14 protein-coding genes are annotated in these 20185 nt (G+C 63.3%); 7 read left to right on the top strand and 7 right to left on the bottom strand.

From position 1 onward, the window contains the following. The first annotated feature begins 108 nt into the window (after positions 1-108). Both IVB31_RS12880 and IVB31_RS12875 read left to right on the top strand, forming a co-directional pair. A complete protein-coding gene (locus tag IVB31_RS12880; RefSeq protein ID WP_247322560.1) occupies positions 109-1716 on the top strand; it encodes an acyl-CoA synthetase in 1608 nt (535 codons plus the stop codon). Positions 1717-1725: 9 nt separating this feature from the next. Continuing rightward, on the top strand, positions 1726-2586 hold the full coding sequence (locus IVB31_RS12875) for a DUF296 domain-containing protein (RefSeq protein WP_247322559.1): 861 nt from the start codon (positions 1726-1728) through the stop codon (positions 2584-2586). A 16-nt stretch (positions 2587-2602) separates the two neighbouring features. Here the strand turns inward: IVB31_RS12875 and IVB31_RS12870 are convergent, their stop codons facing one another. Next, complete coding sequence (locus tag IVB31_RS12870; RefSeq protein WP_247322558.1) at positions 2603-4666, bottom strand: DUF1217 domain-containing protein; 2064 nt, start codon at positions 4664-4666, stop codon at positions 2603-2605. Between the two features lie 260 nt (positions 4667-4926). Between IVB31_RS12870 and IVB31_RS12865 the strand changes: the two genes are divergently transcribed. The 3 genes from IVB31_RS12865 to IVB31_RS12855 all read left to right on the top strand — a co-directional run bounded on the left by IVB31_RS12865 (position 4927) and on the right by IVB31_RS12855 (position 8144). Beyond that, complete coding sequence (locus IVB31_RS12865) at positions 4927-5694, top strand: AAA family ATPase (RefSeq protein WP_247322557.1); 768 nt, start codon at positions 4927-4929, stop codon at positions 5692-5694. A gap of 912 nt (positions 5695-6606) precedes the next feature. Next, complete coding sequence (locus IVB31_RS12860; protein WP_247322556.1) at positions 6607-7188, top strand: SRPBCC family protein; 582 nt, start codon at positions 6607-6609, stop codon at positions 7186-7188. Positions 7189-7190: 2 nt separating this feature from the next. Next, positions 7191-8144: a cytochrome D1 domain-containing protein gene (locus IVB31_RS12855; RefSeq protein WP_247322555.1), complete on the top strand. Its 954-nt coding sequence runs from the start codon at positions 7191-7193 to the stop codon at positions 8142-8144. Positions 8145-8258: 114 nt separating this feature from the next. Here IVB31_RS12855 and IVB31_RS12850 read toward each other — a convergent pair whose 3' ends face one another. The 4 genes from IVB31_RS12850 to IVB31_RS12835 form a co-directional block, all read right to left on the bottom strand. After that, a complete protein-coding gene (locus tag IVB31_RS12850) occupies positions 8259-8918 on the bottom strand; it encodes an HAD family hydrolase (RefSeq protein WP_247322554.1) in 660 nt (219 codons plus the stop codon). Between the two features lie 14 nt (positions 8919-8932). Continuing rightward, positions 8933-9433, bottom strand: a complete 501-nt coding sequence (locus IVB31_RS12845) for a GIY-YIG nuclease family protein (RefSeq protein WP_247322553.1) — start codon at positions 9431-9433, stop codon at positions 8933-8935. Positions 9434-9441: 8 nt separating this feature from the next. After that, positions 9442-12423 (bottom strand): excinuclease ABC subunit UvrA, encoded by a 2982-nt coding sequence (gene uvrA, locus IVB31_RS12840; protein WP_247322551.1) that lies wholly within the window; start codon positions 12421-12423, stop codon positions 9442-9444. A 277-nt stretch (positions 12424-12700) separates the two neighbouring features. Further along, positions 12701-13393 carry an outer membrane protein gene (locus tag IVB31_RS12835; RefSeq protein WP_247322549.1) on the bottom strand — a complete coding sequence of 231 codons (693 nt, stop codon included), beginning with the start codon at positions 13391-13393 and terminating at the stop codon, positions 12701-12703. Positions 13394-13971: 578 nt separating this feature from the next. Here IVB31_RS12835 and IVB31_RS12830 point away from each other — a divergent pair. Both IVB31_RS12830 and gyrA read left to right on the top strand, forming a co-directional pair. Beyond that, a complete protein-coding gene (locus IVB31_RS12830; protein WP_247322547.1) occupies positions 13972-14469 on the top strand; it encodes a single-stranded DNA-binding protein in 498 nt (165 codons plus the stop codon). A gap of 361 nt (positions 14470-14830) precedes the next feature. Further along, positions 14831-17575, top strand: coding sequence for a DNA gyrase subunit A (gene gyrA / locus IVB31_RS12825; protein ID WP_247322545.1), 2745 nt, complete (start codon positions 14831-14833; stop codon positions 17573-17575). A 127-nt stretch (positions 17576-17702) separates the two neighbouring features. Here gyrA and IVB31_RS12820 read toward each other — a convergent pair whose 3' ends face one another. Next, positions 17703-19556: a KUP/HAK/KT family potassium transporter gene (locus tag IVB31_RS12820; RefSeq protein ID WP_247322674.1), complete on the bottom strand. Its 1854-nt coding sequence runs from the start codon at positions 19554-19556 to the stop codon at positions 17703-17705. A gap of 204 nt (positions 19557-19760) precedes the next feature. Further along, on the bottom strand, positions 19761-20018 hold the full coding sequence (locus IVB31_RS12815) for a hypothetical protein (protein ID WP_247322672.1): 258 nt from the start codon (positions 20016-20018) through the stop codon (positions 19761-19763). Positions 20019-20185: the final 167 nt, after the last annotated feature.

Here is a 20185-nt window from a genome sequence, read left to right as displayed (position 1 = left end):
ACTGTTTGCAAGCGCTGCGCGCGCCTTGCAGGGGCACTGCCTATGGCGATAAATGGGCTGCAATGAGCGGGCGGCTCGCGCGCCGTCCGCCGCCGAAGAGGAAGCCCGATGCAGCCCCTGCGCATGTCCCGCCGCGTCATGAATCTCGCTCACATGCTGACCCAGAATGCGCGGCGGCATGGATCGCGCCCCGGTTTCGTCTGGGGTGACAAATCCTGGACCTGGCGCGAGATCGACGTGCGGGTCTCGGCGTTTGCCGCAGCACTTGCCGCACGCGGCATCGCCAAGGGCGACCGCATCCTCGTCCATGCCAAGAACGGCGACGAGATGTTCTTCTCGATGTTCGCCGCGTTCCGGCTCGGCGCGGTCTGGGTGCCCACCAATTTCCGCCTGATGCCGGATGAGGTCGCCTATCTCGCGCAGGCCTCCGGCGCCAAGGCGTTTCTGTGCCATGTCGATTTTCCCGAGCACGCCGCCGCCGTGAAGGGCGGGGCGCTGGAATTCACCTGGAGCATCGACGGTCGGGCGCCATTTGCCGAGAATTCGGTTGCGGATGCTATCGCGTCGCAAGCCGGAACGGTGGTCGAGAACGTCGCTGTTGAGCACGACGATCCCTGCTGGTTCTTCTTCACCTCGGGCACCACCGGCCGTTCCAAGGCCGCGGTGCTGACCCATGGTCAGATGGGTTTTGTCGTCACCAACCATCTCGCTGACCTCACGCCCGGCGTCACCGAAGCGGATGCCTCGCTGGTGGTGGCGCCGCTGTCGCATGGCGCCGGCGTGCACCAGTTGGTGCAAACCGCGCGCGGCGTGCGCACCGTGCTGCTCCCGACCGAGAAGTTCGATATCGACGAGGCGTTCCGCCTGATCGAGGCGCATCGCGTCAGCAATCTCTTCGTCGTGCCGACCATTCTGAAGATGATGGTCGAGCACCCGGCCGCCGACAAATATGATCATTCCTCGCTGCGTCACGTGATCTATGCCGGCGCGCCGATGTATCGGGAGGATCAGAAGGCGGCGCTGAAGAAGCTCGGCAAGGTCATCGTGCAGTATTTTGGATTGGGCGAGGTCACCGGCAACATCACCGTGCTGCCGGCGGCGCTGCACGATCCCGAGGACGGCCCGCACGCGAAGATCGGCACCTGCGGCTTCGAGCGCACCGGGATGCAGGTCTCGATCCAGGACGGCGAGGGCCGCGAACTCGCCGCCAACCAGAGCGGCGAGATCTGCGTGATCGGGCCCGCCGTGCTCGCCGGCTATTACGACAACCCCGAGGCCAACGCGAAGGCCTTCCGCAACGGCTGGTTCCGCACCGGCGATCTCGGCCACATGGATGAGGAGGGGTTCGTCTACATCACGGGCCGTGCCTCCGACATGTACATCTCTGGGGGCTCCAACATCTATCCGCGCGAGATCGAGGAGAAGATCCTGACGCATCCGGCGGTCGGCGAGGTCGCGGTGGTCGGCGTGCCAGACCCGACCTGGGGCGAGGTCGGCGTCGCCGTCTGCGTCGCGCGCGAGGGCGAGAAGCCGGTGAGTGAAGCGGAGATGGCGGCGTTTCTCAGCGCGAAGGTGCCGCGCTACAAGATGCCGAAGCGGTTCTTCTTCTGGGAGGCGCTGCCGAAATCCGGCTACGGCAAAATTCCAAAACGCATGGTGCGCGACGAGCTCGAGGCGCGCGGGCTGCTCGATCTCGACAACAAGCAGGCGGGCTGAGCTTACGCGATGCGAAGTATCAAGCAGCCGGGCGCGCCCGTCGCCGAACGCATCCAATGGGTCGAGGCGAGGGGACGTGCCTTCTCGTTCACGCTTCAAACGGGCCTTACGTTGCTCGAAGCCGCGCGCCGCGGTTTTGCGGCGGAAGGCTTTGCGAGCGGCGTGTTGAATTTTGGACTCGGCGCGCTCGGGCCATTCGCCTACGTGATGCCGGCGCTGTCGAAGACCGGCGAGCATGCCGCATTCTATAGCGAGACGTATCGGCCCACGGGCATCACGCACACGCGGCTCGGCAGTATGACGCTCGGCATGCGCGACGGCGAGCCGTTCTTTCATTGCCATGCGTTGTGGACCGAGGCGGACGGCAAGGCCGGCGGCGGCCACATGCTGCCGGATGAAACTGTTGTCGCCGAGCCGTTCGAGGTCGAGGCCTTCGGTCTCGACGGTGCGATGTTCACCGCCGAGCCCGACCCCGAGACCAATTTCAAGCTGTTCGGGCCAGTGGCGGCTGTGAGCGCCGGCGCACGCGTTACGAGCCGCGCCTTCGCCCTGCGGCTGCGCCCCAACCAGGATTTTGCCGGCTGTCTCGAAGAGTTTTGCCGAACCCACGGTATCGCGCGCGCGAAAATCCACGGCGGCGTCGGCTCGACCATCGGCGCCCGCTTCACCCATGGCGGCGTGACCGAACCGTTTGCCACCGAGCTTGCGATAACGGTCGGGACCATCGCGCCCGATGCCTCCGGCGCGCTGGAAGCGGCGCTCGATGTTGCCCTGATCGACTACACCGGCGGCATTGCGGAGGGCCGTCTGATCCGTGGCGACAATCCCGTGCTGATGACCATGGAACTGGTGCTCGAGGTGTTGGGCTAGTATCGGCGAGGGTCGATCAGCGAGGCTGCAATCTGGCAATGGCGAGATAGGTCGAGTCGCTGAATCCCGATCCCGATCCCTGCATGAGATTGAGCAGGGGAGATTGAGACTGACCGAAGCTCGGATTGTTCTTGATGTCATACATGGCGGAGAAGCGGTTCAACAGCTTTTCAAGCTTCACGGGATCCGAAAGATCCTTGATCTTCATGAATCTGTCCACGAACTTGGCCTGCTGATCGATCTGCATCGCGGCCATCGCATCCGGCAAATCGAAGGCGGTCCTGAACACCTCCGAAAGAGCCTTGTCGGCAAGGATGTCGTACGCGGACGTGATTTCCCCGGCCTTTCGCTGGAAATATAGCGCCAGGCGCACGCCGGGATTCGTATCCCCCTGCTGCTGCTCCAGGCTTTGCTGGAGGTAGCTCGCCTGTGTTTCCCGAAAATGATCGCGCTTCTGAGGACCCATCATCGGGAGGCGCGCGACGTTGCCCTTGTTGTCGAAGTTGAACGACGCTGCGATTTCGGCAAAACGAGGATCGCTCTGCGTGTTCGCGAAGCTCTTTGGATTGCTGAGATCGGAGCTGAAGATCTTAGTGAGAAATTCGGTGCTGACTTTCTTGGGGTCCAAGCCCTTGGCGACGAGAATGAAATCGACCATCCCCCGGTTTGCGAGCAGATCGGAAACGCTGTTTATGCCTGCGATTGATTCCTGATAAGATGTCGCGTCTTTCCCGGCTTGTTCCCGAGCTGCCTTCTGCTGCTGAGGGCTTGCCTGTTTCAGCGCTGCAATGACGTAGTCCTTCGAGATCTGGAGGACTTCAGCAGAGTCCTGCGCCACCAAGGGGGTCGTCAGATTGCCTTTTGCGTCGAAGTTGAAGGCGTGCGCGAGCTGGACGTACCGATCATCCTTGAGCGTATAGACGAAGCTTTTGGGATCGTTGAGGTCGCTTTCGAGAACGGCCTTGATCGTGGCCTGCGAAGCTGTGGCGGAGTCGAGACCGACGGCGCCCAGCGCGAAATCATACACGGCCGGCGTCGACACGAACGTATCGACCGACTTGACGTTGGCGACGGACGCTCTGAACAGAGTGGTGGCCAATGCTTCGGTCAGCGGACTCGCGTCTGAGTAGACGTCGGACTTGCTGTGGTCGAAGTTCTGCTTCGTGAGCGTGACATTTGCCGCCGTCTGGGCGGACACGCCTGGCGGCAGCGAGCCGTCGGGCGCAAACTCGAATGCGCTGGCGAGGTCGACGAACTTGCCGATCGTCCCGATCTGGTCGCTGAGGTCGGAGACGCTCTTGGTGAAGTTTTCCAAATGATATTTTTCGACCAGGATCTGGACGTTCAACTGGGACAAATCGGCGCCAGGCTGCGATAGCTGGGCCGTGTAATCCGCGATCTTTTGATTGGTGGCGGTGACGTCTGACTTGGCTTGCGTCAGCTGGGCGTTGAGGCCGCTCAATTGAGACGTGAAGGTGGTGTTGACGTAGCTGTTCGGGTCGGATGGATCGCTGCGCAGGACCTGGCTGATCGTGTCTCGCGGCCACTTGCTTTCATCCATCCCGAACGCCGCATAGACATAGTTGCGAAGACGGTCGTTGTTCAGGAGCTGGTCGGCGCTGGTGATGTTGCCGATCTGGGCGGCGTAATAAGCCGAATCGCTATCCAAGCCATCCACCTGGCTCTGCTTGGTCGCGGTGTAGAGACCGATCATGTCGTCGGTCTGGTGGTCCGTTTGCGCAACGGGCTTGGTGCCGCTGTTGAAGGAGAATGCCGCCGCAAACTCCTGGTAGCGCTTGTCGACCAGCTTGTTGACGAAACTGGTGGGGTCGGAGAGGTTGCTTTCCAGCACCTTCTTCATGAAGGCCTTGGCGTAGGCCATGTCTTCGAGGCCATAGGCCTTCGTCGCGTAATGATAAAGGCGATAATCCTTCATCAGATCGTCGACGGTCTTCACCTTGCCGATGTTGGCTTTGTAATAGGCGGCCTCGCGCGCCACGTCCTGCTGCTGCTCGACCCGCGTCAGCGACTGCTTGAGATTGTGCGCAATGTAGTTGTAGCTGAAATACGTGGTGACCATCGCGCATTCCTCGCGGCGTTACGGTCCCGGACTTCCGTCAATCATTGCCGGGTCGCGAGGTGGGGGCTGGCCTCATGCCAGTAAACTGTCTCAGAGCTGCGTTTCTCGGGGCGATTCCTGCTTACAATCCGAGGCTTTAATCATCTCCAAGTGACGCAGATTGCGTTTGTTTCGATTTGTTTCTGTATGTTTCTCAAATGCAGCTTTCGCGAGGATTGTGTTCTTGATATGTTCCGTTTGAAAGACAGGTGGAGGTCCGCATGAGCCGAAGAAGCGGTCGAACGATCAACCTGCCGGCGCCGTACCTGAAACGGGTCTGGCTCGACCCATCGCAGGTGCGCGACCGCGAGGCTTATCCATTCTGCCTGCCGATCTTTCCGGATGATTTCGAACTCACCTTCGACGCCCCCATCACGATCATCATTGGAGAGAACGGCACCGGGAAGTCGACCATCCTCGAGGGCATCGCAGCGCTCGCCGGCTACGACGATGCCGGTGGCGGCAAGGGTTACATGCCGGTCGATCATTCCGAAGCGCGCGAGACGATGGGCGGCCAACTCTCCAAGGCGTTGCGCGCAAGCTGGCTGCCGAAGATCACCAATGGCTGGTTTTTCCGCGCCGAGAGTTTTTTCTCGGTGGCGCGATATCTCGACAAGGCCGCGCGTGATGCGGGCCAGGTGGGTCCGGATTTCCTGTCGCATTCCCATGGCGAAGGCTTCCTGCGCTTCTTCGAAGAGCGCTGTCAGCGCCAGGGCATCTTCATCTTCGACGAGCCGGAATCGGCGCTGTCGCCGGCGCGCCAGATCGAATTCCTGAAGCTTCTGCGTCGCATGGAAGACTCCCGCATTTGCCAGGTGATCATGGCGACCCATGCGCCGATGCTGATGGCCTATCCCAACGCCCGGCTGCTGCGGCTCGGTAAATACGGACTTGAGCCTGTGACGGTGGAGCAAACCGATCATTACCGGCTGATGCGGGAATTTTGCGCGGACCCGCGCGGGTTCGTGGAGGCAACGCTGGCGGAGTAGGTGAAGGATGCCTCCGCTCGCGTGTCCCGGACAAGCTGCAACGCGCAAGCGTTGCGGCGCAGAGCCGGGATCCAGAAACCACGGATTTCTCTGCTGCATGGGCCCCGGCTCTGCAGCGGCATCGTCGAAGAGACGCTGCGCTGCGTCCGGGGCACGAGAGGGGAATTCATCTTCAGATCCAAATCGAACACGCGGTTTCCCGTTCTCGCGGCACATCGTGCCCGAGCTTTGCGGCAGTTGCCGCCCCCAAAGATGCCGAGGGCGCAGGGAAGGCCGGGCGCCGGCTGGCACCCGCGGTCCACTGTGCGAAAGGTGGCTAAAAAAATCTGCACAGCGGCATACAGGTGAAGCCAAACAACCGGCCTTCCCTGCGCAGTGGTCTTACGGCTTATGTCGTGCTCTCCCCGGGGAGCGATGCACTATTGCCCCCGTCGCCTTACGGATGGCTGATGGTGCGGACCCGGTCGGGCCGCCACATCACCGCAAGACTTGGCGCACAGACCCCGGGCGCCAGGACCACACGATTTTGCCGTACGCGGGCTGCACCGGTCGTGTGCGCGCGGTGAGCTGCTCACGGAGTGATCCGCCCTGCAGCCACCTTCGCGCCGACGCCGCCCGCGTCCACCACGTCCCATCCCGCGTTCGTGACGATCGCGATCCGCCCCTCGGCCGGGTTGGGATGGCTTCCTATACGATAATCCGAAGTTCTGATAAAGAGAATTGTTTTTATCTGGTGTCGTTGACCATCCAATGGGGCGTTTTGCCCGTCGGGCAGCACAAGAGGTTGTGGGTTGCCTAGGCCTGCGCCGCGACGGCGCCATGAACCGGTCTCCCCTCGGCCTTAAAATGCGCTAGGATGATCGCAGCGCGCCTCAAGTCGCGCATGATCAACGAGACGCATGAGGAAACGAGATGAGGGTGACGATTGGCCGGCGCACGGTTTTGGCGGCGGCGCTGACGGCCGCCGGATCGGCGGCTTTGACGGCGGCGTTTGCGCCGGCTTCTACATCAGCCTGGGCCCATGGGCCGACCCGGCAGAAGGTGCGCGAATCCATCGAGATCAACGCAGCGCCAGCCAAAGTGTGGGCTGCGATGGGCAATTTCCAGGACATGAGCTGGCTGCCACCGGTGACCAAGACCGAGGGCGAGAAGGGCAACGAGATCGGCGCCACGCGGAAGCTGACGCTGACCGGAGGCGCGACCGTCGACGAGGAGCTCTACAAGTTCGACGCCACCGCGATGACTTATTCCTACCGGATCACCAATGTCGACGTGAAGGTGCTGCCGGTGACCAATTATTCCTCGACGCTGACGGTGACACCGAGCGCCGACGGCAAGGGCTCGACGCTGGAATGGGCCGGCGCGTTCTACCGCGGCTTTCCCAACAACGATCCGCCGCCGGAGCTGAGCGACGAGGCCGCGGTCAAGGCGGTGAAGGGGCTCTATCAGGCTGGCCTCGAAGCGCTGAAGAAGAAGATCGAGAGCGGAAGCTGACGGTGCGGACGCTGGTCCTGGCGGCGTTCGCCGCCAGCCTTTGCGCTGCCGGTTTTGGCAGCACGTGCGCTGAGGAGGCGTTCGTCACCAACCAGCTCAGCGACGATGTGATGGTCGTGGACCTCGCGACGTCGCGCAGCGTCGCAACCATCCCGATCGGCGGCAAGCCGGCCGGCGTCGCCGTCAGTGCGGACGGGCGTTTTGCCTATGTGACTAGCCCCGACGCCAAGGCCGTGACGGTGGTGGACGCGGCCACGCGGCAGGTCGCGGGGCGGATCGACGTCGGTGGCGGGCCGCTTGGCATTGCGGTGGCGCCCGATGGCAAGACGGTCTATGTCGCGGACTGGTATGCGGCGGCAATACGCGTGATCGATACGGCCTCGCGCAAGGTCACGGCCAGCATCGCGGTCGGTGCCTCGCCGTCCGGCCTCGCGGTGACGCCTGACGGCCGGCTGCTGCTTTCGGCGGACCGCGACGACGACAGCGTCTCGGTGGTGGACACTGCGACGCGCCAGCGCAAGGCGACGATCAAGGTCGGCACCCGTCCGTTCGGCGTCACCATCGATGCCGACGGCAGGCGCGCCTACACCGCCAATGTCGGCTCCGACGACGTCTCCGTGATCGACATCGCCGAAGCGCGCGAAATCGGCCGCGTGCCGGTCGGGATGCGGCCCTACGCGGTGGCGCTGGCGCAGGGCCGCGGCTTTGTCACCGACCAGTATGGCGGCACCGTCAGCGTCTTCGACCTTGCGACGTTGAAGCCGGTCAAGCGCATCAATGTCGGCGACTATCCCGAAGGCATCGCCGCGACCGCCGACGGCAAGCGCGTCATCGTCGCCTGCTGGGAGAGCAACACGCTCGATATCATCGATGCGGTCGAGCTGAAGGTGATGGGGCAGGTCAAGACCGGCGACGGCCCACGCGCGTTCGGAGCGTTCTTGCGGAAGACGGAGTAGGGATGAGTAGGGTGGGTTAGCCGCTCACAATCGCGGTGTCTCAACGATTCATGATGCAAGGGCGTAACCCACCAAGCCACAGCAACAGCGATCGGGGAGACGCACGGTGGTGGGTTACGCTTCGCTAACCCACCCTACGATTCCGCGATTCCGGCATAACACGTCCACAATCTCCTCCATCCGCTCAAACACGTGATCCGGCTGGCATCCCCTCAGCGCCGTCGGCGCCGCATAGCCCCAGCTCACCGCGCCGCAGGCAATCCCGACCGCGCGCGCCGCTTCGATGTCGCGCTCCTCGTCGCCGATCGCGATCACCTGGCCCGGCTCCACGCCGGCGCGGCGGATGACCCGGCGAAACTTCGCGGGCTTGCCGAACAGCGAGGCCGCGCAGTCGAAATGGGCAAACAGCGCGGCGGCCGGCCCAAGCTTCTCGCGCGCATTGGCTTCGCTGTCCGACGTCACCAGCGCGAGCTGCACGCCGCTCTGGGACAGCGTCCGCAGCATCGCCTCGACGCCCGCAAACAGCGAAATCTCCGCCGCCGCTTCTCCCTTCAGCCGCCGCGCATACCGCGCGATCGCCGGCAGCTTCCACAGCGGCACCTCGAGCCCGGTAAGGATCTCCCGCGTCGAGGCATGCCGCAGGCCCTCGACGTCCTCATCGGCGATGCGGCGAAAGCCGAAGCGGTCCGCGACGTCGTTGATGGTGCGCAGGAACCACGGAAAGCTGTCGGCCAGCGTGCCGTCGAGATCGAAGATGGCGAGGGAGTAGGGCACCTGCAATAGATTAATCAGTCCCCTATTTGTTCCCGCGCTCTGCGAGCTTCCATTTCCTTGGTTTCCACGGCTAGATCTTTTTGAAATCTACGAAGCGACACCTTACGTGAATCACGCTCGATCTGAAATTCAACCATTCCAGATCCATTGTACCAGTAGATGAAGTCGACCGAATTCATATCCCGATCTTGTTCGTAAAAGTCACGAAAGCCGTCGACAACAAGATCTCGCATGTCATCGTCAGGAAATTTGAACCACTCGCCTTTATGCCAACAGTCTGCAAGGCCCTCGTGAATCATGCGCTCTAAATGGCTCACATTCCAGAAGGGCTTCATCGCGATCACTTCAATATCTGGACTCCAAGTCAGAGCGTCTTTGACACGGTGTTTTGGATCTTTGGTCCTACCGACCTTGTAAAGGTCGCCGGCCCGCATCAGGTATAACCAGCCGGAATCAAGCTTCGGCACGCCGAAGATCTTTAAGTTGGGACGAAATTCGCTCCAATCGCCCGTCATTGAATCTTCTACTCCGCCGCCTCGCTCGTCCTCCCGCGCTTCGGCTTCCTTGCCTTCTTCAGCACCGGCGCCAAAAACTTCCCCGTATAGCTCCGCGGCGCTTTCGCGATGTCTTCCGGCGGGCCCCAGGCGACGATCTCGCCGCCGCCGTCGCCGCCTTCGGGGCCGAGGTCGATGACCCAGTCGGCGGTCTTGATGACTTCGAGATTGTGCTCGATGACGACGACCGTGTTGCCCTGCGCCACCAGCTCGTGCAGCACCTCCAGCAGTTTCTTGACGTCGTGAAAATGAAGACCGGTGGTCGGCTCATCCAGGATGTAGAGCGTGCGGCCGGTGGCGCGCTTTGACAGCTCCTTGGCGAGTTTGACGCGCTGGGCTTCGCCGCCGGAGAGGGTGGTGGCCTGCTGGCCGACATGGATGTAGTCGAGACCGACGCGATGCAGCGTCTGGAACGTCTCGCGCACGCGCGGTACCGCCTTGAAGAAGTCGGCAGCCTCCTCCACGGTCATGTCGAGCACGTCGGCGATGCTCTTGCCCTTGAACAGGACCTCGAGCGTCTCGCGGTTGTAACGCTTGCCCTTGCAGACGTCGCAGGTGACGTAGACGTCGGGCAAAAAGTGCATCTCGATCTTGATGACGCCGTCGCCCTGGCAGGCCTCGCAGCGGCCGCCCTTGACGTTGAAGGAGAAGCGGCCGGGCTCGTAGCCGCGCGCCTTGGATTCGGGGAGCCCTGCGAACCATTCGCGGATCGGCGTGAAGGCGCCGGTATAGGTCGCCGGATTCGAGCGCGGGGTGCGGCCGATCGGCGACTGGTCGATGTCGATGATCTTGTCGATATGCTCGAGGCCCTCGATGCGATCATGGGGCGCGGCGCCTTCGCTGGCATTGTTCAGCTTGCGGGCGATGGCCTTGTAGAGCGTGTCGATCAGCAGCGTCGACTTGCCGCCGCCGGAGACGCCGGTGACGGCCGTGAACAGGCCGAGCGGAATTTCTGCGGTGACGTTCTTGAGGTTATTGCCGCGCGCGTTCACCACCTTGATGGTGCGGCGATGGTTCGGCGGACGCCGCTCCGGCACCTCGACCTCGAGCTCGCCGGTGAGATATTTGCCGGTCAGCGATTTCGGGTTGCGCATGATCTCGGCGGGCGTGCCCTCGGCGACGATGTGGCCGCCATGCATGCCGGCACCGGGGCCGATGTCGAGGACGTAGTCGGCGAGCAGAATCGCATCCTCGTCGTGCTCGACCACGATCACGGTGTTGCCGAGGTCGCGCAGCCTCTTCAGCGTGTCGAGCAGGCGAGCATTGTCGCGCTGGTGCAGGCCGATCGAGGGCTCGTCGAGCACGTAGAGCACGCCTGTCAGGCCCGAGCCGATCTGCGAGGCCAGGCGGATGCGCTGGCTCTCGCCGCCGGACAGCGTGCCGGAGGCGCGGGCGAGGGTGAGATAGTTGAGGCCGACGTCGAGCAGGAAGGTCAGGCGCTCGCGGATCTCTTTCAGGATGCGGCCGGCGATCTCGTTCTGCTGCGCGTTAAGCGCCTCCGGCACGGTCTCGAACCAGGCGCCGGCGCCCTTGACCGACAGCTCCGAGATGTCACCGATATGCTTGCCGCCGATCTTGACGCAGAGCGCCTCGGGCTTGAGCCGAAAACCGTTGCAGCCGCCGCAGGGCACGTCGTGGAAATACTTTGCGAGTTCCTCGCGCGCCCACTCGCTCTCGGTCTCGCGATAGCGGCGGTTGATGTTGGTGATGACGCCTTCGAACGGTTTTTTGGTGTCGTAGGAGCGGACGCCGTCCTCGTAGGAGAATTTGATCTCGTCTTCGCCGGAGCCATGGAGGATGGCGTTCTGCGTTTTCTTGGGCAGATCCTTCCATTTGGTGGTCAGCGTGAACTTGTAATGCTTGCCGAGCGCGGTCAGCGTCTGCACGTAATAGGGCGAAGACGATTTGGCCCAGGGCGCGATCGCGCCCTTGCCGATCGCGAGCTCCTTGTCGGGGATGACGAGGTCTTCGTCGACATGCTGCTCGACGCCGAGACCGCCGCAGGCGGGGCAGGCGCCATAGGGGTTGTTGAACGAGAACAGCCGCGGCTCGATCTCGGGAATGGTGAAGCCGGAAACGGGGCAGGCGAATTTTTCCGAGAACAGCATGCGCTCGGGGCCGCTCTTGTCGTGGATTTTTGCGGTCTTCTTTTTCTCTTTCTCTTCCGCAGGTGCGGCCGCCGGCGCGTCGGCGAACTCGACGACGGCGAGGCCCTCGGCGAGTTTCAGCGCGGTCTCGAAGCTCTCCGCCAGGCGCTGGCCGATGTCGGCGCGCACCACGATGCGGTCGACGACGACGTCGATGTCGTGCGGGAATTTCTTGTCGAGAACAGGCGCTTCCGCGAGCTCGTGGAAGGTGCCGTCGATCTTGACGCGCTGAAAGCCCTTCTTGAGCCATTCGGCCAGTTCTTTCCGGTACTCGCCCTTGCGGCCGCGCACGACTGGCGCGAGCAGATAGAGGCGCGTGCCCTCGGGCAGCGCCAGCACGCGGTCGACCATCTGCGAGACGGTCTGGCTCTCGATCGGCAAGCCCGTGGCCGGCGAATAGGGCACGCCGACGCGCGCCCAGAGCAGGCGCATGTAATCGTAGATCTCAGTGACCGTGCCGACGGTCGAGCGCGGATTCTTCGATGTCGTCTTCTGCTCGATCGAGATTGCCGGCGACAGGCCGTCGATCTGATCGACGTCGGGCTTCTGCATCATCTCCAGGAACTGGCGCGCATAGGCCGACAGCGATTCGACGTAGCGGCGCTGGCCCTCGGCGTAGATGGTGTCGAAGGCGAGCGAGGATTTGCCGGAGCCGGACAGCCCCGTGAACACCACCAGCTTGTCGCGGGGAATCTCGACGTCGACGTTCTTGAGGTTGTGCTCGCGCGCGCCACGGATCGTGATTGCGTGCCGGCTGGAGCCCGCGTTCGGTTGTTGGCGCTTCGCCTTGATCACTTCATCCATCCTGGTGGTCCTCAAGGAATCCCAAAGGCGCGCGATCGCGCCAACGCTAAAGGCGCGCTTCGCCCGGAACCGGGATCGGCGCCGATGGGTATGTCAGCGAACGTAGGAAGAACGGGGATGGATTTCCAGTGGCGTGTGCGAATCGTCAACGGAATGTTGGCGCGCTGGCGGCATCTGGCAGCAGGAGGGCTCGCGGAACTGCGCGGAAGCGTATCCCGCAAACAAAAAGGCCGGCACAAGGCCGGCCTTTCGTAAAGAGATGGAGTCGAAGCGAAGCTTAGTACTTCGCGACGATCGGGCCCCCGAAGTGATAGTTCACGCCGAACTGTACGGTGTGGAAGTTGAGCGTGCCGGTGGGCACGGCGCCCGAGAAATAGGTCTCGCCGCCGAGGCTGCGATAGAGGTACTCGCCCTTGATCGACCACTGCGGAGCGATGAACGCCTCGACGCCCGCGCCGACAGTCCAGCCGGAGTGCCACTTGCTGTCCGAGATACTCACGCCAAGCGCGGGCGCGGAGAGGCTGATCTTGTTGTCGATCCAGGCATAACCGCCAGTGCCGTAGAACAGGACCTGGTTGACGGCGTAGCCGATACGGCCGCGCACGGTGCCCATTGCGTCGGTTTTGGAGCTCGCGGTCGCGGCGACTACGCCGAAGCCGGGAACGACGGTCGCGCCGGTCACAGACGCGTTGACGTCAGCCCAGGCGCCATCAGCCTCGACACCGAACACGACGTTGCCGGTCTGCCAGTTGTAGCCGGCGGTGCCGCCGACGAATCCACCCTGCATGCGCGGGGAGCCCGAATCTTCCCAGGCGCCGCCACCAACGACACCGAGGTAGAAACCGGTCCAATTGTAGACCGAAGCCATCGCCACCGGAGCCTTGGTGTACGGGCGAGCCGCGAGATCAGCAGCCGAAGCGGGGGCCGCGAGAGCGAACAAACAGGCCGAAGCCAACAAAACCTTTTTCATTTTCAACTAATCCCAGTCCCAGTTTCTGATGTTGCCTTCCCTATTCCCGGAAAGGGCAGCGGACGCCGTGGTCCAACTGATGTCGTGCTTACACCAGCAAAGCTGCAAGTTGTGTATCCGAAAGGTCACAGCCGCCTGAAAATGGTGCAGATGCTGACCTATTGTTCCCGATCGGGAACCGAGAAACAGGAAATCCGGCCGAAAACTTCCTTTATTCTGAAATTATATCAAGCTGTTAGCTCTTCCAGATAGTCGGAGCGCCCGGCGCTAGTTGACGAGGAATCAGGCCGCTATCGGGGCTCTCGCTGATGCGCCCGGAGCGTGTGGCGCCGCCGAGCGCCGTCCGTCCGGTTCCCGAGCTGGTGAAGGTGTCCGTTCGATTGCCGAGGGATTCGGTGCTCGGGCATGCAGGAACAAATCTGGAACGAAATCCGGATCGATGCTATATGTGGGGATAACCTGAGGGGTACCGGGCTGACCGGCCCTCGCAAGCGTATAGGGTCGCCAACAGGTGGCAGAGGACCGCGGGCGCGGACCCGCCTTCTTAAATTCAGTGGCATTCGGAGTGGAGAGCGGCGATGGCGGGAAGCGTCAACAAGGTCATTCTGGTTGGAAATCTCGGCAAGGATCCTGAAATCCGTCGCACCCAGGACGGGCGGCCGATCGCGAATTTGAGCATCGCCACCTCCGAGACCTGGCGTGACAAGAACAGCGGCGAGCGCAAGGAAAAGACCGAGTGGCATCGTGTCGTGATCTTCAACGAAGGGCTGTGCAAGGTCGCCGAGCAGTACCTGAAGAAGGGCGCCAAGGTTTACATCGAGGGTGCGCTGCAGACCCGCAAATGGACCGACCAAGCCGGCGTCGAGAAATATTCCACCGAGGTCGTGCTCCAGGGCTTCAACTCGACGCTGACGATGCTCGACGGTCGCAGCGGCGGCGCGGGTGGCGGCAGCTTCGGCGATGAGCCGGGCGGCGATTTCGGCTCCTCCGGTCCGGTCAGCAGCGCGCCGCGCCGTCCCGTTGCCGCTGGCGGCGGTGGCCGCAACAGCGACATGGATGACGACATCCCGTTCTGAGCACGCTGGTCGCGCGACGAGGACGCGTCGGCTGGATGGGCCGGCGCCTCCCACGAGGTGTCAGCAAATCTTACTAATCGGCAGGACGGGCTCGGGATTTCCGGGCCCGCTTCATGTTTGGGTTGAGCTTCGATTGCGCCATGGCAAACGGGTAGGCGCGGCACCTCCGCGCCCCGGGGTTTACCAGGTGTCGCAAGCGATTTTGGAAGCTCGATGCAGGGGCTGTCCGAGACTCATCTGGCAAGGGCTTAAGTTGTTGGAAAAACAGTCGGAAAAAGCGCTTGCCCGAGCCTCGCAAGGGTGGTTATCCGACCCCCGATGCGCTATATGATTCCCAGATAAAACCTCACCGGATTTCCCCTTGGCTGACGACGACAACAAGCCCGGCGACCAGCCGGCGCAACCCTCGGACATTCGCCCCGTTTCCATCTACGAGGAGATGAAGAAGTCCTATCTCGATTACGCCATGAGCGTGATCGTGGCGCGGGCGCTGCCTGATGCGCGCGACGGTCTGAAGCCGGTGCATCGCCGCATCCTCTACTCGATGAACGAGCAGGGGCACACGCCCGACAAGAAGTACGTCAAGTCCGCCCGCGTGGTTGGCGACGTCATCGGTAAGTATCATCCGCATGGCGACCAGTCGATCTACGACGCCATGGTCCGGATGGCGCAGGACTTCTCCATGCGCGTGCCGCTGATCGACGGCCAGGGCAATTTCGGCTCGGTCGACGGCGATCCCCCGGCGGCCTATCGTTACACCGAAGCCCGATTGACCAAGGTGGCGCTGGCTCTGCTGGGCGACATCGACAAGGACACCGTCGACTTTCAGCCGAACTACGACAACAACGAGACCGAACCGTCGGTCTTGCCGGCCAAGTTCCCGAACCTTCTCGTCAACGGCGCCGGCGGCATCGCGGTCGGCATGGCGACCAACATCCCGCCGCACAATCTCGGCGAGGTCATCGACGCTTGCGTCGCGTTGATCGACAACCCCGCGCTCACCATCGACGAGCTCATCAACATCGTGCCGGGACCGGATTTCCCGACCGGCGGCGTCATCCTCGGACGGCAGGGCATCCGGTCCGCCTATCACCTCGGCCGCGGCTCGGTCATGATGCGCGGCAAGGTCGCGATCGAGACCATCCGCAAGGAGCGCGAGGCGATCATCATCACCGAGATTCCCTACCAGGTGAACAAGGCGACGATGGTCGAGCGCATCGCCGAGCTGGTCAAGGAAAAGAAGATCGAGGGCATCGGCGATTTGCGCGATGAATCCGATCGCGACGGCTACCGTGTCGTCATCGAATTGAAACGCGACGCCGTGCCGGATGTGGTGCTGAATCAGCTGTACCGGTTCACGCCACTGCAGACGAGTTTCGGCGTCAACATGGTGGCGCTCGACAGCGGCCGTCCGCGGATCATGCATCTGAAGGACCTGCTGGCGATCTTCGTGGACTTCCGTGAGCGGGTGGTCACGCGGCGCACCAAGTTCCTGCTCGCCAAGGCGCGCGATCGCGCCCATATCCTGGTCGGTCTCGCCATCGCAGTCGCCAATATCGACGAGATGATCCGCGTCATCCGGACCTCGCCCGATCCGACTACCGCGCGCGACACCCTGATGTCGCGCGACTGGCCGGCCCGCGATGTCGAGGACATGCTGACGCTGATCGACGATCCCCGCCACCGCATCAGCGAGAACGGCACGATCCGGCTGTCGATGGAGCAGGCGAGGGCCATTCTCGACCTGCGTTTGCAGCGCCTCACCGCACTCGGCCGTGACGAGATCCGCGAAGAGCTCGACAAGCTCGCCGGCGAGATCGCTGATTACCTCGACATCCTGCGCTCGCGTGCCCGCGTGCTTGATATCATCAAGACCGAGCTCGCCGAGGTGAAGGCCGAGTTCGCTACCCCGCGTCGCACTGTCATCATCGAGCAGGAAGGCGAGGTCGAGGACGAGGACCTGATCCAGCGCGAGGACATGGTCGTCACCGTCTCCCACGCCGGCTACGTCAAGCGCGTGCCGCTGTCGGCCTACCGGGCGCAGCGCCGCGGCGGCAAGGGCCGCGCCGGCATGCAGACCCGCGACGAGGATTTCGTCTCGCGCCTGTTCGTGGCCTCCACGCACACACCCATGCTGTTCTTCTCGTCGCGTGGCCAGGTCTACAAGGTGAAGGTCTGGCGCCTGCCGATGGCCGCCCCCAACGCGCGCGGCAAGGCGCTGATCAACATCCTGCCGCTGGAGCAGGGCGAGCGCATCACCACCATCATGCCATTGCCGGAGGATGAATCGACCTGGGGCAACCTCGACGTGATGTTCGCCACCACAGGCGGCAATGTCCGGCGCAACAAGCTGTCCGACTTCGTCGACGTCCGCCGTTCCGGCATCATCGCGATGAAGCTCGACGACAACGAGGCGATCGTCGACGTCCAGATCTGCACCGAGCGCGACGACGTGCTTTTGACCGGCGCCGCCGGCCAGTGCATCCGCTTCCCCGTCACCGACGTACGCGTGTTCACCGGCCGTACATCGATGGGCGTGCGCGGCATTGCGCTTGGCGAGGGCGACAAGGTGATCTCGCTGGCGATCCTGCGCCATGTCGAGACCTCGTCGGATGAGCGCTCGGCCTATTTGAAGATGCGCCGTGCGGTGGCCGGCGAAGCTGCGACTGAGGAAGCCACGGCGGATGCAGAGACGGAGGAGACCTCCGGCAGCTTCCAGCTACCGCAGGAGCGCTACATCGAAATGTCGGCGCAGGAGCAGGTCGTGCTGACCGTCTCCGTCAATGGCTACGGCAAGCGGACCTCGTCCTACGAGTACCGCACCACCGGCCGCGGCGGCAAAGGCATCGTCGCCATGAGCGTCAACAACCGCAACGGCAACCTCGTGGCCTCCTTCCCGGTGGAAGACGCCGACCAGATCATGCTGGTCACCGACAAGGGCCAGCTCATCCGCTGCCCGGTCGAAGGCATCCGCGTCGCCGGCCGCTCGACCCAGGGCGTCATCGTGTTCGACACCGCCGAGGACGAGCACGTCGTCTCGGTCGAGCACATCACGGAAGAGGCCGAGAGCGGGAATGGCGCGAACGGGGAGTCAAACGGAGAGTGATGTGTAGCCCGGATGGAGCAGGAGGTCGGTGCGAAGCGCCGACCGATGGCGCAATCCGGGAACGCAGATTGCCGCACGTTTGGATTCCCGGACTACGCTCGCGCTCCATCCGGGCTTCGAAAACGAGCTAAATCTCCAGCTCGGTCCCGAACTCCACCACCTGCTTGGTCGGCACGCCGAAGAACGCGGCCGAGCGTTCGGCGTTGCGCTGGAGGAAGGCGAACAGGGTTTCGCGCCAGACCCACATGCCCGGGACGTCCTCGCGCGGGATGATGGTCTCGCGGCCGACGTAATAGGTGATGTCGGAGAGGTCGATGCCAGGCAGCTTGCCGTGGCGGCAGGCGAGGGTCAGTCCGTCATAGATCGTCGGATTCTGCATGAAGCCGTAATGCAGGATCACGCGCGTGATGCCGGGGATGATCTCGATCACCTCGGTGCGGTCTTCGTCGGCGATGTGAGGAAGCTCCTCGATCAGCACAGTGACGAGGACGATGCGCTCGTGCAGCACGTGGTTGTGCTTGACGAACTGGGTCAGCGCCAGCGGCACGCCGCGCGGCGCCGACGCCAGGAACACGGCCGTCCCGGGCAGTCTGGCGCTGCACTTGTTGACCGCCGTCTCGATCAGATCCTCCTCGGGCTGGCGCAGTTTTCCGCGCGCGGCCTCGACCAGCTTTACGCCGCTGCGCCAGGTCAGCATCAGGAAGGCGACGAAGGCTGCGAGCAGCAGCGGAAACCAGCCGCCCTCGAACAGCTTGATCGAATTGGCCGAGAAGAAGATCACGTCGATCACGAAGAAGAATCCGTTCACGGCGACGACGAGCCATGGCGAATAGCCCCACTGGATAGCGACCAGGGCGGCGAGCAGCGTGGTGATTGCCATCAGCAGTGACACAGCGATGCCGTAGGCGCCGGCAAGCGCTTCCGAGGTGCCGAAGCTCAGGACGGCGCCAAGGGTTGCAGCCGCGAGCAGCCAGTTCACCAAGGGCACGTAGATCTGGCCGATCGCGTCGCTCGTGGTGTGACGGATCTGCATGCGCGGCAGGAAGCCGAGCTGGATCGACTGCTGCGTCAGCGAGAACACGCCGGAGATGATCGCCTGCGAGGCGATTACGGTCGCGACCGCTGAGAACGCAACCAGCGGATAGTGCAGGGCGTCGGGGCAGAGCTGGAAGAACGGATTTTCGATCATCGTGGGGTCGGTGATCAGGAGTGCGGCCTGGCCGAAATAGTTCAGCACCAGCGCGGGCAGGCAGATCGCGAACCAGGCCAGCCGGATCGGCAGGCGGCCGAAATGCCCCATGTCGGCATACATGGCTTCGCCGCCTGTTACCGCGAGGAAGGCCGCGCCGAGGATCGCGAAGGAGACATGGAAATCCTGGTGAATCAGGAAGTCGAAGGCATAGAGCGGGCTGAGCGCCGCCAGCACCGCCGGCGCCTTGACGATGCCGTGGATACCAAGCGCGGCCAGCACGAAGAACCAGGCCAGCATCACCGGTCCGAAGATGCGGCCAATGAAGCCGGCGCCCTGCTTCTGCATCATGAACAGGCCGACCAGGATGACGATGGTGACGGGTACCACGACGGGCGCGAGCGAGGGGGCGTCGACCTTGAGGCCCTCGATGGCGCTGAGCACGGAGATCGCCGGCGTGATCGCGCCGTCGCCGTAGAGCAGCGCGGCACCGACGAGACCGACGATCAGGAGATGTGCGCGCCAGGTGCCGGGTTGGGCGTTGCGCGTGTGCAGCAGCGCCAGCAGCGCGACGATGCCGCCTTCGCCGCGGTTGTCCGCACGCAGGATCAGCAGCGCATATTTCAGCGAGATAATCAGCAGCAGCGCCCAGAGGATCAGCGAGGCAACGCCCAGGACGGCCTCGGGAGACAATGTGCCGCCGTGGGCGGCGGCCTTGGCGGCTTCCTTCAGGGCGTAGAGGGGGCTGGTGCCGATATCGCCATAGACCACCCCGAGGGCGCCCATGGTCATCGCAATCGGCAGAGGGTCAGGGTGATGGCCGGAAGCGACTGCGGGCGTACTGGACAAGGTCGACCCCCCGATGGGACCGCGCCCGCCGGGTCATTCCGACGGGCGCGAGCATCAGACAGTCTGCGACGGGACGTCGCAAATATCCATGGGGTTTATCTTGGCCTCTATCTCGGCGCTTACCTGACGCGAAGCTGACAGGCCCGGCTACGGGTTGCGGTCGGCAGTCACGAGGCGCGCCTCGCGGATATTGGTCTTGGTGCCCGCCTGGCGGAGGCAGGACGCCTCGAAATTCGGCCAGGCCTGCTGCGAGCACTCCTTGCCGATGGTGCGGATATCCAGCCGGTCGCTCTTGGCGAGCGGCTGCGGGACGCTCGCTTCGACGGTCGGTGCGAAGCCGGGCAGGAGGGTGAGGGCAGCAGCAACACACGCAGAGATGGCAATCGCCGAAAGAGCCTTGATCATGACAGTCCCCTGTGATGCGGCCGCTACGCCCAGTGTGCGGCCCGTCGTTTCATTGGCTGGATTAGTAACCATGGCCAGTTTCCGGACGTCTTCGCGGCCGTCGGAAATGGTTTCGTTCGCGCGTCCTTTTGTTTCGTGGCCGCCCTCAGGACGAAACAAACCGACCG

Source organism: Bradyrhizobium sp. 21 (assembly GCF_023073335.1).
Taxonomy (GTDB): Bacteria; Pseudomonadota; Alphaproteobacteria; order Rhizobiales; family Xanthobacteraceae; genus Bradyrhizobium.
Note: the sequence above shows the minus strand (reverse complement) of the source record. Positions and strands in the feature narration are given on the sequence as shown.

What these genes read in the sequence shown, in the direction of transcription:
- IVB31_RS12860 (WP_247322556.1), top strand. Translation starts at nt 6,607, where the DNA reads ATGAGGGTGACGATTGGCCGGCGCACGGTTTTGGCGGCGGCGCTGACG.
- uvrA (WP_247322551.1), bottom strand. Translation starts at nt 12,423, where the DNA reads ATGGATGAAGTGATCAAGGCGAAGCGCCAACAACCGAACGCGGGCTCC.
- IVB31_RS12845 (WP_247322553.1), bottom strand. Translation starts at nt 9,433, where the DNA reads ATGACGGGCGATTGGAGCGAATTTCGTCCCAACTTAAAGATCTTCGGC.
- IVB31_RS12865 (WP_247322557.1), top strand. Translation starts at nt 4,927, where the DNA reads ATGAGCCGAAGAAGCGGTCGAACGATCAACCTGCCGGCGCCGTACCTG.
- IVB31_RS12830 (WP_247322547.1), top strand. Translation starts at nt 13,972, where the DNA reads ATGGCGGGAAGCGTCAACAAGGTCATTCTGGTTGGAAATCTCGGCAAG.
- IVB31_RS12880 (WP_247322560.1), top strand. Translation starts at nt 109, where the DNA reads ATGCAGCCCCTGCGCATGTCCCGCCGCGTCATGAATCTCGCTCACATG.
- IVB31_RS12870 (WP_247322558.1), bottom strand. Translation starts at nt 4,666, where the DNA reads ATGGTCACCACGTATTTCAGCTACAACTACATTGCGCACAATCTCAAG.
- IVB31_RS12820 (WP_247322674.1), bottom strand. Translation starts at nt 19,556, where the DNA reads ATGACCATGGGCGCCCTCGGGGTGGTCTATGGCGATATCGGCACCAGC.
- IVB31_RS12875 (WP_247322559.1), top strand. Translation starts at nt 1,726, where the DNA reads ATGCGAAGTATCAAGCAGCCGGGCGCGCCCGTCGCCGAACGCATCCAA.
- IVB31_RS12815 (WP_247322672.1), bottom strand. Translation starts at nt 20,018, where the DNA reads ATGATCAAGGCTCTTTCGGCGATTGCCATCTCTGCGTGTGTTGCTGCT.
- IVB31_RS12835 (WP_247322549.1), bottom strand. Translation starts at nt 13,393, where the DNA reads ATGAAAAAGGTTTTGTTGGCTTCGGCCTGTTTGTTCGCTCTCGCGGCC.